This is a genomic window from Reichenbachiella sp. 5M10, assembly GCF_002742335.1.
GTDB lineage: Bacteria > Bacteroidota > Bacteroidia > Cytophagales > Cyclobacteriaceae > Reichenbachiella.
This window is the reverse complement of record NZ_MDGR01000007.1, coordinates 2,310,496-2,326,594: the sequence shown is the minus strand read 5'-3', so window position 1 is coordinate 2,326,594 and position 16,099 is coordinate 2,310,496. Positions and strand designations below refer to the sequence as shown.

At 44.1% G+C, this 16,099-nt stretch carries 15 protein-coding genes; 6 read left to right on the top strand and 9 right to left on the bottom strand.

Features of this window, described 5'->3' with window-relative positions:
• Positions 1-2: 2 nt before the first annotated feature.
• Complete coding sequence (locus BFP72_RS09410; RefSeq protein ID WP_099598897.1) at positions 3-1,307, bottom strand: ammonium transporter; 1,305 nt, start codon at positions 1,305-1,307, stop codon at positions 3-5.
• A 318-nt stretch (positions 1,308-1,625) separates the two neighbouring features.
• Here BFP72_RS09410 and BFP72_RS09405 point away from each other — a divergent pair, with 318 nt between their 5' ends.
• The 3 genes from BFP72_RS09405 to BFP72_RS09395 all read left to right on the top strand — a co-directional run bounded on the left by BFP72_RS09405 (position 1,626) and on the right by BFP72_RS09395 (position 4,433).
• On the top strand, positions 1,626-3,290 hold the full coding sequence (locus tag BFP72_RS09405; RefSeq protein WP_158233356.1) for a sensor histidine kinase: 1,665 nt from the start codon (positions 1,626-1,628) through the stop codon (positions 3,288-3,290).
• Positions 3,291-3,292: 2 nt separating this feature from the next.
• Positions 3,293-3,922, top strand: a complete 630-nt coding sequence (locus BFP72_RS09400; protein ID WP_255397186.1) for a response regulator transcription factor — start codon at positions 3,293-3,295, stop codon at positions 3,920-3,922.
• A 142-nt stretch (positions 3,923-4,064) separates the two neighbouring features.
• The gene (locus tag BFP72_RS09395; protein WP_143520012.1) at positions 4,065-4,433 is read left to right on the top strand and encodes a hypothetical protein; all 369 of its coding nucleotides are present in this window, start codon (positions 4,065-4,067) and stop codon (positions 4,431-4,433) included.
• A gap of 169 nt (positions 4,434-4,602) precedes the next feature.
• On the opposite strand, the gene BFP72_RS09390 is transcribed toward BFP72_RS09395, so the two are convergent.
• A complete protein-coding gene (locus BFP72_RS09390; protein WP_143520011.1) occupies positions 4,603-5,448 on the bottom strand; it encodes a phospholipase A in 846 nt (281 codons plus the stop codon).
• A gap of 41 nt (positions 5,449-5,489) precedes the next feature.
• Positions 5,490-6,194 carry a YggS family pyridoxal phosphate-dependent enzyme gene (locus BFP72_RS09385; protein ID WP_255397185.1) on the bottom strand — a complete coding sequence of 235 codons (705 nt, stop codon included), beginning with the start codon at positions 6,192-6,194 and terminating at the stop codon, positions 5,490-5,492.
• Between the two features lie 109 nt (positions 6,195-6,303).
• Here BFP72_RS09385 and BFP72_RS09380 point away from each other — a divergent pair, with 109 nt between their 5' ends.
• From BFP72_RS09380 to BFP72_RS09370, 3 genes are all read left to right on the top strand, one after another.
• Entirely contained in the window at positions 6,304-7,851 is a 1,548-nt protein-coding gene (locus BFP72_RS09380) for a GH3 auxin-responsive promoter family protein (protein ID WP_099598892.1), read from the top strand.
• Between the two features lie 21 nt (positions 7,852-7,872).
• Positions 7,873-8,496, top strand: a complete 624-nt coding sequence (locus BFP72_RS09375) for a LysE family translocator (RefSeq protein WP_158233355.1) — start codon at positions 7,873-7,875, stop codon at positions 8,494-8,496.
• Between the two features lie 66 nt (positions 8,497-8,562).
• The gene (locus BFP72_RS09370; RefSeq protein ID WP_099598890.1) at positions 8,563-9,081 is read left to right on the top strand and encodes a NirD/YgiW/YdeI family stress tolerance protein; all 519 of its coding nucleotides are present in this window, start codon (positions 8,563-8,565) and stop codon (positions 9,079-9,081) included.
• A 55-nt stretch (positions 9,082-9,136) separates the two neighbouring features.
• On the opposite strand, the gene uvrB is transcribed toward BFP72_RS09370, so the two are convergent.
• From uvrB to BFP72_RS09340, 6 genes are all read right to left on the bottom strand, one after another.
• The gene (gene uvrB, locus BFP72_RS09365; RefSeq protein WP_099598889.1) at positions 9,137-11,164 is read right to left on the bottom strand and encodes an excinuclease ABC subunit UvrB; all 2,028 of its coding nucleotides are present in this window, start codon (positions 11,162-11,164) and stop codon (positions 9,137-9,139) included.
• 100 nt (positions 11,165-11,264) lie between these two features.
• Positions 11,265-11,870, bottom strand: coding sequence for a hypothetical protein (locus BFP72_RS09360; RefSeq protein ID WP_158233354.1), 606 nt, complete (start codon positions 11,868-11,870; stop codon positions 11,265-11,267).
• Between the two features lie 162 nt (positions 11,871-12,032).
• On the bottom strand, positions 12,033-12,773 hold the full coding sequence (locus BFP72_RS09355; RefSeq protein ID WP_099598887.1) for a shikimate dehydrogenase: 741 nt from the start codon (positions 12,771-12,773) through the stop codon (positions 12,033-12,035).
• Positions 12,770-13,723, bottom strand: a complete 954-nt coding sequence (locus BFP72_RS09350) for a DUF368 domain-containing protein (RefSeq protein ID WP_099600739.1) — start codon at positions 13,721-13,723, stop codon at positions 12,770-12,772. The genes BFP72_RS09355 and BFP72_RS09350 overlap by 4 nt, the downstream gene beginning before the upstream one ends.
• Before the next feature lie 16 nt (positions 13,724-13,739).
• A complete protein-coding gene (locus tag BFP72_RS09345; RefSeq protein ID WP_099598886.1) occupies positions 13,740-14,507 on the bottom strand; it encodes a phosphosulfolactate synthase in 768 nt (255 codons plus the stop codon).
• Positions 14,508-14,621: 114 nt separating this feature from the next.
• On the bottom strand, positions 14,622-16,016 hold the full coding sequence (locus BFP72_RS09340) for a lipopolysaccharide assembly protein LapB (protein ID WP_099598885.1): 1,395 nt from the start codon (positions 16,014-16,016) through the stop codon (positions 14,622-14,624).
• Positions 16,017-16,099: the final 83 nt, after the last annotated feature.

Below are 16,099 nucleotides of genomic sequence, written 5' to 3'. Positions count from 1 at the left end.
GGTTAGAGGTTTTCTTCTTCCAAATTGTCGAAACTTTCTTCGCCATGGTACCCTATATCCATACCTTGATCTTCAAGGGCACCTTCGATACGTCCGCCTCCTGTGATCAATGTAGTGAACCAAAACAGAAGGGCTGAACCTAAGCCCGAAAAGACAATGGTAGTGCCTACGGCGACCAATTGAGGAATGACTTGGCCAGGATTCCCGTAGAACAGTCCAGTCTCTCCGTTGATATCAGGGTTGGCTAGTAAGCCTGTGGCAAGCGCTCCAAAAATTCCGACGAGCCCATGGATTCCAAACACGTCCAAGGTGTCGTCATAGCCTAGCCACCCCTTGAGTTTGACGACACCATAGTAACCGATGACCCCAGAGCAAAGCCCAATGGCCAAGGCACCTGATACATCCACATAACCGGAGGCTGGAGTGATCCCCACGAGTCCAGAGACGACCCCAGAGGCTGAGCCAAGTAGAGTAGGTTTCTTTTCGGAGGTCAGCCATTCGATCATGAGCCAGGCGAGTCCACCAGCTGCTGCAGCGACATTGGTGACGAGTATGGCGTTGGCAGCTATGTAATCTGCAGCAAGTGCACTGCCACCATTGAATCCAAACCAACCGAACCAAAGTAGTGAGCTACCCAATAGCATGAGTTTGGTCGACGAGGGTCTATGCTCGAGTTCTTTGTGACCTCTCCGGTTGCCGAGCATGTAGACGAGCACGAGTCCTGATATGCCTGCATTGATGTGGATGACTGTACCACCCGCAAAATCCAATTCACCATGGTCACTCAGAATACCACCGCCCCATACCATGTGTGCAATCGGGGAGTAGATGAACATCACCCATAGAATAGAAAAGATAAACCAAGTGGAGTATTTGACCCGCTCGATGATTGATCCACTCACGAGGGCCACAGCGATCGCAGCAAAGGTGCCTTGAAACATGACAAAGAGTAGGTGAGGGATGCTGCCCAGTAAATCGTCGATTCTGATGTGGTGTAGCATGAAATAGTCAAAACCTCCAATGAAACCATTGCCATCACTGAAAGCCAAACTATAACCAATCACTACCCATACGATGGTGGCAGTACAAAAAGCCGTATAACTCATGCCAATGGTGTTGAGCACACTTTTGCGTCGAGTGAGCCCTCCATAAAATAGCGTGAGACCAGCTGGGGTCATGAGTACGACGAGTGCAGTGGCAATCAGCATCCAGGCTGTGTCACCCTTGTCGAGTCCTGTGTCTTGTGCGAATCCTAGCATAGGTATGCCAAGTGCGAGAATCAGTAGCGTTATTGATTTTCTAGTCATTGAAAACAAAAATTATTGTATCTAGTAGTTTAAAACTTGGTTTGGTGCCCAAGCCAACCACAAGAATAATAATTTCTCTATACATACAGGAAATAATATGATTTGAGACAGTGTAAAATATGTTTAATTTGAAATAACTTATCTGTTTTGATGGTGTCATCGAGTTGAGTGGGGATAAGCAGTTGCTGTTGTTTATCTCTGTAGTTGTGATAATTTTGAGGACTGCGGAAAGTGGAGGGAAGTCCTGCCGGTATTAGAAGATTTAATAAGAAGATGAAGAGTATTAGTATTCGACTTTGGACCATAATCATGATCAATATGCTTATCATATTGACCGTGTCTGTACTGTCGGTGTTCTTTTACATGCAGTTTCAGAAGGCACTCAACGAAAGGGTATTGCTTCATTTGGCCTCTATCAAAAACTTGAAGTGCGTCCAAATTGAGCATTACCTTGACATGGAGTGGCAGGGTTTTATGGAGCGGACGGAGGAGGCACGTGACTCTGACTACAAGGATAGCAAGCTCTATACCGAACACCCCAACGACTTGACATGTGAGGCGTATCGCTTTCCGAAAGGGCCGATCAAATCGGGGGTCTATGACATGACTCCTTGTGATGAGGAGGGCAAGATTAGACTGGCCTTCTTGCGCAACTTAGAAAATGGAGGGTACTTGGTAGAGGTCAAGCGCATGGATAGGATCCAAGAGATTTTGTTGGAGCGTACAGGTATGGGAAATAGTGGGGAGACTTATTTGGTAGGAGGGGATTCTTCTTTGCGATCCGTGTCACGGTTTTTCCCAGTGGAGATCCCGTCGCGTATATTGGCACATACTCAGGGAGTCATCAAATCCCTAGCAGGCAAGGACAGTACGGGGATGTTTATGGACTACCGTGGGGTAAAGGTGTTTAGTGCCTATCAGAAAATCCATGTTCCACAACTCAAATGGGGCATACTCTCTGAGATTGATGTGTCTGAGGTCAATAAGCCCTTGCAAGAGATGCGCAACAACCTCCTTGTGATTACGCTTTTGGTGTTGTTTATGTCGATTTCCTTGTCGGTGTTTTTGACGGATATATTTTCCAAGCCCTTGATGAAAATGAGAAATCTGCTACACAGTATGGCTGTGGGCAATTACAATATAGATACAAATGAGTCGTATCCTGCACGCGAGATTACACAGATGTTTACTGCACTCGCAGAATTGAAGCGATCCATCAACGGGGCAATTTTGTTTTCGCATGAGCTAGGTCGGATGAATCTCGAAGCTACACATGAGCTGTCTGGTAAAAACGATGTTTTGGGTAAGTCGCTGATAGTGATGCAACAACGACTGAATGAATTTAAGAAGAAGGAGGCGCAAAACCGGCTGCTGTCCAAGCAATCCCTCATTACTGGACAAGAAAACGAACGAAAGCGCCTCTCTAGGGAGCTGCATGATGGACTTGGGCCGCTACTGACCACACTTAAGATGAGCGTCCAGTCTGCACACCTGGATGACGATGAGAAAATGAAGCTAAAGCGGATGGTAGACGATACCATTCAGGAGATTCGACGTATGTCGTACAACTTGATGCCTCATGCATTGATTGATTTCGGTGTAGGGATGGCTCTAGGCAATTTTGTAGAGATGATTCGCCGCTCGTCGCAGCTCGATATTCAGTACGAAAACTCCACTGATGAGGAGGATTCAGATTTGTCACCTGAGGTGCATATTTGTATATTTAGAGTCTGTCAAGAGTTGTTGAACAATACATTGAAACATGCTGAAGCAAAGAAAATTAGGCTTTCTTTGACAGAATTCGAAGATAAGCTATCCTTGTACTACTATGACGATGGCAAGGGCTTTGAAGTAGACGAGTCTAACCCTGGTTCTGGTTTACGCAACATTCGTGAACGTATTGAAGTATTTAATGGGTACTGTTCCATTCAATCCAGTGAAGAGGGGACAGTAGTCGAAGTAGAAATCCCGATTAAGCCATGAGTATGATAAGAATAGCAATAGTAGATGATCACCAGTTGTTTCGTGACGGTATGTCCGCTTTGTTGACTTCCAATGAGGATTTTGAAGTAGTAGCTGGTTTGAGCAACGGGGTTGAGCTGTTTGAATTTTTGGCAAATGATGACGAAGAACCACATGTACTGCTGCTTGATTTGACAATGCCCGAGATGAACGGGTTCGAGGCGCTCAAGAAACTGAAAAAGGAATACCCTAAGATCAAGACTATCGCTATCTCGATGCATGACGATGGCAATTATATTGTCAAGTGCGTCCGAAGTGGAGCGTATAGTTATTTGCTCAAAAATACCGACGAAGATGAACTAGCTCTGGCTATCAATACGGTCTACAAAGGGCAGAAGTATTTTAATCATGAGATCTCGGAGCGCATGATCAATATCATGGCTATGGAAGGGACTCAGCCCAAAAAGCTTTCGGCGAAGGAATCTGAAATTCTTGAATTGATATCCAATGGACTAACCACCAAAGAAATAGCAGCGAAACTCTTCATCAGTACCCGAACTGTGGAGACACATCGCGTCAACATGATGAAGAAGCTCGAGGTGAAAAACAGTGCTGAATTGATCAAAAAGGCTGCCAAGCTGAGTATTATCTAAATCATCCGTATTTATACGGATGATTGTCCTACCGATAAATCCGTATCTAGATTTACCATTTTTCTTAGAGGCTCGTGCCTAAACAATAGGCGTATAATTGTATACAAGATTTAAACGAAGGTTGTAACTAAATTATAGAGCTATGAAAACTTTAATGATTGCCGTATTATTTTCTTCTATGGCACTGGTAGGCCAAGCACAGAGTAATAATCTCAAAGGTCCTGCAGCTAAAAATCACAAGCCTTGGAAGAATGACGTAAAGACTGAACAAACTGTAGTGATGAAGTCTGACGCTTCAGATAGAGTACAAGGCCCTGCTGCCAAGAACCAAAAAGCTTGGAATCAAAAGGAGGAGTCAGAATTCGAAACTGTAGCAGTAGTTTCATCTAGACCTGATTTGAAAGGTCCTGCTGCCAAAAATCACAAAGTTTGGAACAATGACGAGGTAAACAATTTTGACAGTGTGGCGCTTGTCTCTGATGAAGAAGCGTTAGAGTCAGAATCAAAGTAATTGCTCCCTTTATTGGATTGAAGGAGGGGTAGCGATATCTAGTAGTTTTGCACTTAGTTCGGGTTATTAGCGTTCCCGGATTGAGTGCTTTTTTGTAGGTAGGTCTGTCTTGCTTTGAACAGTCGGGTCTGGATTGACAATGCCTAATCCCTCTACATACACGATCCTGCTACTTCATAATTGTACTGAGATCTTTGATGGCAAACCCAACCCGAAGCATGTTGATGTGTTGTTTGTAATTGAGCAGTGACTCTGCGTATCCATTGTAATATTGCAAGTAGATGAATTGGTCTGCTTTTTTGGTTATTCGGTAGCTGATAGACAGTTGCAGTTTACCTTTCCAATCCTTGGTAAACGACTTTCTCATTTCTGATTGAAAAATCCACTTTGGACTTTTGCTGTAGTTGAAGCCGAGCTCGAAGTAGGAGGTGTAATCCAGTAAGTCGGGGTTGCCTTCTAGTTTGCCAAAGGGTACCCATGCTTTGAGGCTTGCACTGAGGTCTTGCCGGACTTTGGTGACGTAGCGAAGCGAAACGAAATTCCACCCACGTGAATCGTCTCCTCCAAGCCCGTTGGACTGATGCTCCAGGGCTAGCCACAGCCCACCATGCAGTGAGCCGTTATGGAAGAGTAAACGCCCTAGTCCAAGGCTGGGGTTAAAGTTGTGGTCTTCGAACGGGTATGATTTTTTGTAGATGTTCCAGATGGAGAGCTGCCGATACGTAAAAAAGAGGTAAGTCTGTCCAGGTAGCTTGTGATCTGTGAGCCGTTGTTTGAATCCAAATTGCAATTTAGCATCACTGTTGTCTGCGGTAGGTGTCTCTCCTAGGGTTGTACCTGTGATGAGGTAGTTGTCTCCATAGATCGTGAATGAAGGCAAATGCTTGACACTGTCCATGTATATTTTTTGGATTTCCTCGTCACTTTGGGCTTGAATAGGACTTGGCCCAAACCACAGGCCTGCCATCAATAGTGAGATTGCAAGCCAGGAGATAGGAGTAGAGCGGTGTTTCAAAGTGTGAGGGTTTAGAGGTGTTGTTTGGATGGAGGGGTGTCCTAGGGTTGGTTCGGATAGTGGCGTACGCCAAAGATGGTACTGCCCACTCGGATCATGGTACTGCCGTTGGCAACAGCTAGTGGGTAGTCACCGCTCATTCCCATGGAGAGTTCGGTCATGGAGAATCGTTCGTGTTGGTAGCGCTGCTTTAGTTCGTTACGCAGATGGGCTAAATCAGAAAATTCTGTAGCTATTTGTCCCTCGTCCTTGGTATGAGTTGCCATGCCCATCAGCCCTTGTATAGAGACATGTGGAAGATGATCTAGGGGCTGTGTATCAAGCCACTTATGGATTTCTTCAGGGCTAAACCCAAATTTGGTTTCTTCACGAGCGATGTGTACTTGTAGCAAGCATGGGATGATTCGCTCGTTTTTCTCTCCTTGTTTGTTGATTTCTATGAGCAATTTCTCTGTGTCCACACCGTGGATTAAGTGAATGAATGGCGCGATATACTTGACTTTGTTGCGTTGCAAATGACCAATCATGTGCCATTCAATGTCTTTAGGCAAAGCCTCATGTTTGTCGACAAGTTCCTGTACTTTGTTTTCACCGAAAGCTCTTTGTCCAGCTTCGTATGCTTCCAGTAAGGCTGCTATAGGTTTGGTTTTGCTCACAGCAATGAGGCGAGCATTGCTGCCTTCTAGACTTGCGTTGATTTTTTGGAGGTTGTCAGCGATCTCAGATTTCATTTTCGATCCTTTCATGATTTGGTAATGATGGATTAACAAAATAACCACTAACTTATGAATATAAAAAGGGAGAAATAACTCTAAGTTTGATAATCTAAACTAAGCATGGAATGGTTTATTGACTATGGCATTTCTAGGTAAATTATTAAAGAAAGGCATTAAGCTTCGGGAGACTCTAGAGCAAGATTACACATCACCTCTTGATCTCCAAAAGAGTGAGCTTCGCAAGTTGCTCATCGCAGCAAAGGATACATATTTTGGTCGTTACCATTATTTCAAGACGATTTTGAATGGTTTCAAGAATCAAGACCAAGATTTGTTTTATCAATTTTACAAAAGCAACGTGCCCATCTACTCCTACGAGGAGATCAATGAGACTTGGTGGGCCAAATCTCGAGAAGGGATCAAAGGCGTGACTTGGCCAGGAAAAGTCAAGTATTATGCCTTGAGTTCGGGGACATCTAGCGCCTCGTCCAAATATATCCCTGTGACCGCTGACATGATCAAGTCTATTCGCAAGACAAGCGTGCGGCAGCTACTTTCTATTTCCAAATATGATCTTCATTCTGATTTTTATGAGAAGGGGATTCTGATGGTGGGGGGGAGTACCGATTTGAAATTCAATGGAGTGTATTTTGAAGGGGATTTGAGTGGGATCACAACCTCACAGGTCCCGTTTTGGTTTCAACATTTCTACAAACCGGGCAAGAAAATATCAGCCGCGCCGGATTGGGAGCGCAAACTCACTGAGATGGTGGAAAAAGCAAAGGCTTGGGATATCGGAGTGGTAGTCGGCGTCCCTGCCTGGATACAGATACTGCTAGAGCGCATCATAGAGCACTATCAGGTTCAGCATATTCATGAGATTTGGCCCAACCTACAAATTTTCGTTCATGGAGGAGTGTCTTTCAAACCTTACAAAAAGGGTTTTGAGAAACTGCTGGGTAAGCCTATGCTGTATTTAGAGACCTATTTGGCTTCCGAAGGCTTCATTGCATTTCAGGATGACATGCAGTCCGATGCGATGAAGCTGGTTTTGAATAATGGGATTTTTTATGAATTTGTACCATTCACGACGGAGAATTTTGACGGTGAAGGACAGATCAGAAAAGGGGCGGAGGCTTACAAAATCGATGAAGTAGTAGCAGGAAGGGACTATGCAATCCTACTTAGTACCAATGCAGGTACATGGCGATATCTCATTGGCGATGTAGTGCAGTTTACGAATGTAGAGGAGGTAGAAATTATCATTACAGGTCGTACCAAGCATTTTCTAAGCCTCTGTGGCGAACATTTATCTATGGATAATATGAATCGAGCGATGGAATTGACCGCAGCAGCACTCAATATTGACATCAAAGAGTTTACTGTGTCTGGAGAAGAATGTGATGGACTCTTTGCTCATCGTTGGTATGTGGGAACAGATGATGCGGTTGATTGGGTGCAGCTCAGGGCTGTGTTAGATGAGTACCTTCAATCCCTCAACGACGACTACCGAGTAGAGCGTACAGCAGCGCTCAAAGAGGTATATGTCAATGTCGTGCCTTCCGAGGTGTTTTACCAATGGATGAAAATCAATGGAAAGGAAGGAGGTCAAAATAAGTTTCCGCGAGTTCTGAAATCGGAAAGGTTGCAATCATGGAAGGACTTGGTGGAAAACAGTGTATTTTAGCCGAAACTAACTAATATCGATTTGCCACCATATCTCATTGGACTCTCGACAGGTCTGATTTTGGCCGTATCTACAGGGCCTGTCTTCCTTACTCTTATTCAGAAATCACTGGATCACGGATACAAGAAAGCATTGTTCTTTGTGCTAGGTGTAGGGATTGCTGATACGGGTATCATAGCCATCACTTGGTTTGGGATGAGTAAGGTGTCCGGCGAAGAACCGAATCCATGGCTCTCTTTGGCGGGTGGAGTTCTACTCATTGTGTTTGGGATTGCTTTTTTGGTCAAAAAGAAGACAGAAAGTGAAGAGCTGAAAGAAGCTGTAAAAACGAGTAATAAGTTGGCGCATGCAGGGATGTTTACTCAGGGCTTCATGTTGGGTGCTATCAATCCAATTGTTTGGGGGTTTTGGGCTGCCATGTCTAATTATGCGATCGCTACCTTTGCGAGCACTCGTGACGAATTATTCTATTTCTTCGGAATATTGAGTACCGTATGGGTGACCGATACACTCAAGGCCTATTATGCAGAGAAGTTGCGTATCTACCTGAGTGCCAAAATTCAACGTTATTTGAAAATCGGAATCGGAGTAGTTTTGATCCTTTTGGGACTCAAATTGATCCTAGAAAACCATTTATCTATTTAGAGCAAAATTTGGTTGCAAGTCAATCATTGGCTAATTTGATGTCTTATATCAACTAAAGATTAGAACATGAAATCACTTTTATTTATTGCTGTACTTATTGTATCACTTCCTTTGGTATCTTTCGGGCAGTACACAGGACCAAATACCAAACATCAAGCGTATACTGTTGCTCAACTAGAAGGAGAAGTCAAGACGCTCACTAAGTCAGAAAAGACTTTTGCTGTGGCTGGATTCATTATCGAACAGTTACCTCAAAGGAATATGTACCTGTTTCAAGATCATACGGGGGTTTTGAATGTTGAAATAATTCCTGACAATCTGCCTAATATTCCTTTTGATGAAAATTACAAAGTCATGTTGATCGGACATTTGAAATTCAAAAAGGATGTTTACATGTCTGTTTCTAAGACATTGGTGATTGCTCACAAAACCAAGCATATCGAAAATCATCATGGAGAGGTCATCGCTCCACTTGAAGTAGAGGCAACTCCTGAGGATGCTATGGAAGCAGAAGAAGAGATGATGGAAGAAGAGACTGAGGAAGATGAACTGGAAGAAGTCATCGAAGAAGAGGAGGAGAATTGATCCAATACGGTGCCCGATAAGAAATGCAATAAGCCATCATTGATTCAATGATGGCTTATTTTTTTGTTTCTTTTAGTTTTTGTAGGTCGAGCATTTCGTCACGGAGACGGGCTGCTTCCATAAAATCCAAATCTTTAGCGGCTTTTTCCATGAGCTTTTGGGTGCGTTCGATCATTTTTTCTATGCCTTGTTTATCCATGTATGCGACTACTGGGTCTGCTGCGACATCTGCAGCTTCTACTCCTGCATAATATTTTCCTTTGGTGTCTTTTTTGGAATCAGCCACAGAGGTTTGCCCCATGATGGCTTCTTTTGATTTCTTGACTGTTTTAGGAGTGATACCGTGTTTTTCGTTGTAGGCGATTTGGATGCTGCGCCTTCGGTTGGTTTCGTCGATTGCTACCTCCATAGAACCTGTGACCTTGTCAGCATACATGATGACCATGCCGTTTTCGTTTCGTGCGGCACGACCGATGGTTTGTACGAGAGACCGGACATTTCTCAAGAAGCCTTCCTTGTCTGCATCGATGATGGCTACCAAGGATACCTCAGGTAAGTCCAGCCCTTCTCTGAGTAGATTGACCCCCACCAGCACGTCAAATACCCCTAGCCTCAATTCACGCAGGATTTCAACTCGATCTAGTGTATCCACTTCAGAGTGGATGTAGCGAGTTTTGATGTTGAGATTGTGCAGGTATTTGGTCAGTTCCTCAGCCATGCGTTTGGTGAGAGTAGTGATGAGTACACGTTCGTCACGCTTGATACGTTCGTCGATTTCTTCCATAAGGTCATCGACCTGATTGGCGCTGGGCCGCACTTCGATGATAGGGTCTAGCAGTCCTGTTGGACGAATAACCTGCTCTACGACTACACCGTCCGTTTGGCGCAATTCGTAATCAGCCGGAGTAGCACTTACGTAGACGGTTTGACGCACGAGCCCTTCGAATTCTTCGAAAGTCAATGGTCGATTGTCCATGGCAGAAGGGAGCCTGAATCCATGATCGACCAGATTGACTTTTCGGGCACGGTCACCTCCCCACATCGCTCGGATTTGAGGTAGGGTTACATGACTTTCGTCAATGATCATGAGGAAATCGTCTGGGAAATAGTCCAGCAGACAGAAAGGCCTAGCTCCTTTTTCTCTACGGTCAAAGTAACGAGAATAGTTCTCTACACCCGAACAGTAGCCCAGTTCTCGCATCATCTCGATATCAAATTCGGTACGTTCTTTTAGACGTTTTGCTTCCAGAGGTCTGTGCTCGTCTTGAAAGTACTGCACTTGAGCCATCATGTCGTCTTGGATTTCATTGATCGCTTGGTAGAGCGTGTCCTTGCCCGTGACGAATAGGTTTGCAGGGAATATGCTGATGATTCTTTCCTCAGATAATTTTTGTCCAGAGATAGGGTCTATCCGTTGGATAGTCTCGATCTCATCTCCCCAAAAGATGATGCGGTAGGCGAAATCTCCATACGCAATGAAAATATCAACCGTATCTCCTTTGACTCTAAAGTTTCCTCGTTTGAAGTCTGCTTCCGTTCGACTATAGAGAATGTCCACTAGTAGAAATAGTAAGTCGTTTCGCGAGATTTGTTGTCCTACTTCGAGGTGTACGACGTTTTTACCAAACTCTTCTGGGTTGCCTATACCGTAGATGCAGGAGACAGACGCTACGACGATTACATCTCTACGGCCAGTGAGGAGTGAAGAGGTTGCTGCAAGGCGGAGCTTTTCAATTTCTTCGTTGATACTCAGATCTTTCTCGATGTAGAGTCCAGTGGTCGGTAGAAAAGCCTCCGGTTGGTAGTAGTCATAATAACTGATGAAGTACTCGACGGCATTTTCAGGAAAGAACTGTTTGAGTTCGCCATAGAGTTGTGCTGCCAATGTCTTGTTGTGGCAGAGAACTAGCGCAGGTTTGTTGGTCTGTTGGATGACATTGGCCATGGTGAAGGTTTTACCTGATCCTGTCACTCCCAGGAGTACCTGGGCAGGTTCTCCGTTGTTGATGCCTTCTGTCAATTTGGCAATTGCTGCAGGTTGATCTCCTGTTGGTTCGTATTCGGATGTGATTTTGAACTCCATATTTGCAAGTATAATCATGTCCTACGACAAGTAGAACAAAATGATATCGTGCACATGTATTTCTAGACTTTCTCTGACCTGTGAGGATTATTCTTGGGAGCTACTCATGTATTTCTACCAGTGGGTCAGTATCAATTGGCTCAGGGAAGTCTGGCATCTGTGCATAGCTTCCCTCTATGGATCCCATGCACTCTTGTCCGGAGGCCTTGTCTATGAAGTAATGTCCAAATGCTAGGTCATTATCAATGTTGATACGGTACATGTCCACCTCTTCTATGATGCTATTGTTAAAGCCCATCCGGGGCATACCAAAGGCTTGGATGACGAAATTGATTTTTTCTTGGTCCTCAGGTGTGGGGATGTAAAAGCTGTCCATGCCCCATGAGTCAAAAGGAGAGATGCTCTGCTCGGTTAGGTTTACTTCGAAATCATAGGTTAGGTTATCTTCCTTTTTCCTCAAAGGAGTGAAGCGGATGATTCGTCTGTATCTAACCAAGGTTTTTTCGGTGTTGGCCCAAGCAGTAATTTCGTATTCACTCGTATCAAATATGAATTCGGGGTATTGGAATTCGAGGGTTTGCTGTGCCAAGTCAATCAACGAGTCTTTTGGAAGATCAAAAGAGGGAGGGGTAGAGGAGTTCATCTTTTGTGCAATTGCAATGTGGTGTAGAGGGAGGAATACAGCGGAAAGTAGAAGGCTTTTCAACAAATGAGTTGTGTATAGAAGCATAGGTTTAATCCAGATTTAGAGTATGATCCAGTTGTACATGCCTAATGTACGTTGTTTGTATTGATAATCTGTCAAGCCTAGGCACTAATGAGACGAGCTTGCTCCACTGTGAAGGCGCGACTTTTAAGGTGTCACCGATCAGCTATTCCAGATTTCCCATGACTTTTCGGCTTGTCCGACGAGCATAGTGTAGCCATTTTTGATTTTTGCACCTGCATCTAACCCTTTTTGTAAGAAGGCGGTCACTTCGGGGTTGTACACCAAGTCAAATAGGCAGTGATCTGCTGAGAGCTCTTCGTAGGGTAAATTGGCTTTGCCTTCCACGTCAGGGTATGTTCCTAGAGGTGTGGTGTTGATGATGAGATGGTGCTCGCGTACGATCGCAGGGAAATCCAACAGTGTTTCGTAGGACAGGGTTTTGTCAGAGGCCGTACGGGAGACCATCTGATAGGGGATGCCAAGATCACTGAGTGCTTTTTCGATGGCTTTGGACGCTCCGCCTGTACCTAATACAAGTGCCTTTTTGCCTGTCAAGTCCCAAGTCTCAATCGAGCTTCTGAATCCGTAATAATCGGTATTGTAGCCTTTCAGTTTGCCTTCAGGTGTGAACTTGACGGTGTTGACTGCTTGTATGGCCTCTGCATGGCTATCTATCTCATCCAAGTATTGCATGACATCCAGTTTGTAGGGGATGGTGACGTTGAGACCACTGAGAGTGTCTTTGTGTTGTGCGATGAGCTGCGGGAATTCAGAGATGTCGTTGAGTTCAAATAACTCATACTGACAGCCAGGGATTTTTTCAGTCTTGTACTTTTGCGTAAAGTAGTTCTTGGAAAAGGAGTGTTTGAGAGTTCTCCCAATTAAGCCAAATAGCTTCATGATTTTTGTGGTGACTTGGAACTGTTTTTCATCATCAAAGCGATTTTTTCGATCACAATCACAAGCATGAAGCCCAAGGCCATGAACAAAACCGCATGCAAAATCAAGGGCTGATTACCTGTCTCTTCGAGGTAGTGAGTGGGCAATATGTTTTTTTCGAAGGTTGGTATTTGTTCACCGTTGACCCAATCAAAGCGGATGGCCTTCTTCCAAGGCCATATTTTGTTGAGCGAACCTGCCATGAAGCCCGCTAGCAAAGCAATCGCATAATTGTGAAAGGTCTTCAGAAACCAAGAGATCGCCCGAGAAAAGGAGAATAGTCCTGCTATACAACCGAGAGCAAAGACAACGATCACGCCAAGGTCCATTTCGTGTAGTGCCTTGACGATGTAGGCGTATTTGCCCAATATCAATAGGATGAAACTCCCTGATATGCCTGGCAAAATCATAGCACAAATGGCTACTGCTCCACAGATAAATACAAACCAGAGTCCGTTGGGTGTGGTAGCAGGAGTGATCACTGTGATGAAATAGGCAGCTAAAACACCGACAATACCTGCCAATATCACGAGTGCATCCCATTTCTTGATTTCTTTGGCGACCGAGATGGATGAGATGATAATCAGTCCGAAGAAGAAAGACCACAGTTCGATGGGGTGCGAGTCCAAGAATTGGGAAATGATCTTCGCTAAAGTCACGACACTAAGTAGTATGCCCCCCAAGAGTGGGAGCAAGAAGCTTCCATTGACATGCTTCCAGAAATCCTTGAGTTTGAAGCTTGTCAACAACTGGAATGCTGTCAAATCAAACGAATTGATCGATTGTAAGAGCTCTTCGTAGATGCCAGTGATGAAGGCAATCGTACCCCCTGATACACCAGGTACCACATCTGCACTGCCCATCCCCATTCCTTTGAGGAACAATAGTAAATAGTCTTTCGGTGATTTCATGACAGGTGGTGTGGTGCTATTGGTCGCCTTTGTAAAAATGATCAAAGGTGTCTCCCCTCAATCCCAAACGAATGGTTTCTAAAGGAATCACTTCGTTCGGTGCAATGTTACCTAGGTTGACGTTCGCTCCGAGCAATTTGATGAACCAAACTTGCTGCTCTTTTTGTGGGGCTTCCCACAAAACTTTCTCCATAGGAATTTTGGTCAAAATCTCCTGAACCAATCCAGAACGTACCTCACCTGTTGATCTGAAAAGACCAACATTACCACCTTCTCTTGCTTCACCGATGACTTTCCATGAGCCAGCATCGAGTTCCTTTTGCATAAGTTCAATCCACTTGTATGGAGGGATGATCTCTGCAGCATCTTTAGATCCGACTTCAGAGAGTACGGTGACTTGTTGAGTCAATGTACGAATGTATTCGCACTTTTTATCATGGTCCATAATGAGTGAACCGTCCGATACTTCGGCATGACTTAGGTCGTATTTGTCCAATACACGGCGGTATTCGTCAAACTGATTTCTAAGAATAAATGCTTCAAATAGGGTGCCTCCAAGGTATACAGGGATGCCTGCAGCCTTATAGATAGCTAATTTTTTGTCTAAGTTGGCGGTGACATATGAGGTCGCCCAGCCGAGTTTGATGATGTCAATATGCTCCGATGAGGTTTCGATCATGTCTTCTGCTTGACGAGAGCTTAGCCCCTTGTCCATGACCATTGTAAACCCTAATTCTCTTGGTTTTGCTGTTCTACTTGGTAGACTATCTATGTTGTAATTCATTCAAATAATTCAAAAATTCCTATTGCACTGGTCTTTTTTCGACTTGCAAATAAATCCATTTATACCATAGAACCAAAGCGATTTGGTGATTGATTTTGAGAAGGGAAAAGTCGGCTACTTATACTGTTGGATGATTTTGTAGAGTGCTTTTTGAGTTTCCAGATTGGGGAAGTAATCGTAAAGCAAAGTATGCCCTTCATAATCAAGGTATAATCCTTTCTCTAAGAAGCCAAAAGCTGTTTTGTATTTGCCGCTCTCGATGTAGTATACCACGTTCAAGTAATAAAGAGAACTGTCGTCAGGGATTTCATTGATACCGTCGGACAATATGCCAATGGCTTGTTCGAAATCACCTTGTTCAAAGTAGATTTTGGACCAATCCTTCCATATATCCGCATTTTTTGGGCTGAGCTGGCTAGCCTCATCATAGGCGTCTATGCTAGATATTGTGTTGCCTACTTTGTATTCAGCTTTCGCCAAAGCCATCCAGTAGTCTGCATTTTCGATACTTAGTTTGAGTGCCTTGTTGAAGAAATGAACCGCTTCGTACCATTTGTCTTGGTGTCCGAGGCAGATACCTGTACAATACCAAGCCTCATCATAAAATTGGTCTAGCTTGGTGGCCTTGCGAAAATAGCGGATGGCTAAATCGTACTGTTCGATGTTTTCATAGACCGAACCTATACTAAAGTAAATTTCAGGAGTAGGGCCTTCGAGCTCTAGGGTTGTTTTGAATGCGTCCAAAGCCAACTCGTTCTTTTTGAGCATCATCAGCGAGTTGCCCATGTTGTAGAAGGCTGAGCTGTATTTTTCGTCAATAGCGATGCAATACTCATAAGCATTGATGGATTCTTCGTACTTCTCGAGTTTGTTGTATATGATACCAAGGTTGTACCAGGCATACTCTGAGTAGGGGTCTTTATCAATGAATTCTTGGTAGTAGGAGATACTTTTGTCTAGCTCACCGACTACATCGAGGCAATAGGCCAATTCGTAGAGTGCCGATTCGTTGTTGAGATTTTCCTCGAGCGATAGTTTGAAGTATTTGATGGCTCCTTTGTAGTCCGCGATGTTTTGATAGGCCAAGCCGATAGAAAAGTGAATCTCGTCTTTGTCTTGATTGAATTCGAGTGCTTTATGAAAACACTCCAATGCTTCTTCATGCTTGCCTTGCATGATGTGTATATTGCCTTTGATCAAGTAGATGTCGCCATCCCCAGGATTGAGGTTGGAAGCCTCTTCGAGTAGTTGTACGGCGATACCATACTCTTCCAAACTGGAGTATGTCTGAGCCTTTAGGATCATGAATTCTGCAGCGTATGGGTGCTGATCCAATGCGAAATTGATCGCTTTTAACGCCTTCCTGTAGTTGGAATGCTCGAGATAGTGATGAATGATGTGTTCGTATTCATCTGTTGAAAAGTAAAACGCTTCTTTGTTCTCCTTGTGTGACTCGTACCTTTTGATCAGGTCTTTTCCCTCGTTGCGTTTCTTGAAATTTTCTTCCATGTACTTTTTCAGTATTATGCAAAGATAGATGATATTTCACAATCATCTCTGTTCATCAATAGTGTATGAATATAATTAGAAAA

Bases quoted from the DNA above. Each gene is read 5' to 3' on its own strand.
- BFP72_RS09385 (WP_255397185.1), bottom strand. From the start codon at position 6,194: ATGAAAGGATCGAAAATGAAATCTGAGATCGCTGACAACCTCCAAAAA.
- BFP72_RS09380 (WP_099598892.1), top strand. From the start codon at position 6,304: ATGGCATTTCTAGGTAAATTATTAAAGAAAGGCATTAAGCTTCGGGAG.
- BFP72_RS09400 (WP_255397186.1), top strand. From the start codon at position 3,293: ATGATAAGAATAGCAATAGTAGATGATCACCAGTTGTTTCGTGACGGT.
- BFP72_RS09355 (WP_099598887.1), bottom strand. From the start codon at position 12,773: ATGAAGCTATTTGGCTTAATTGGGAGAACTCTCAAACACTCCTTTTCC.
- BFP72_RS09410 (WP_099598897.1), bottom strand. From the start codon at position 1,307: ATGACTAGAAAATCAATAACGCTACTGATTCTCGCACTTGGCATACCT.
- uvrB (WP_099598889.1), bottom strand. From the start codon at position 11,164: ATGGAGTTCAAAATCACATCCGAATACGAACCAACAGGAGATCAACCT.
- BFP72_RS09405 (WP_158233356.1), top strand. From the start codon at position 1,626: ATGCTTATCATATTGACCGTGTCTGTACTGTCGGTGTTCTTTTACATG.
- BFP72_RS09345 (WP_099598886.1), bottom strand. From the start codon at position 14,507: ATGAATTACAACATAGATAGTCTACCAAGTAGAACAGCAAAACCAAGA.
- BFP72_RS09350 (WP_099600739.1), bottom strand. From the start codon at position 13,723: ATGAAATCACCGAAAGACTATTTACTATTGTTCCTCAAAGGAATGGGG.
- BFP72_RS09395 (WP_143520012.1), top strand. From the start codon at position 4,065: ATGAAAACTTTAATGATTGCCGTATTATTTTCTTCTATGGCACTGGTA.
- BFP72_RS09340 (WP_099598885.1), bottom strand. From the start codon at position 16,016: ATGGAAGAAAATTTCAAGAAACGCAACGAGGGAAAAGACCTGATCAAA.
- BFP72_RS09370 (WP_099598890.1), top strand. From the start codon at position 8,563: ATGAAATCACTTTTATTTATTGCTGTACTTATTGTATCACTTCCTTTG.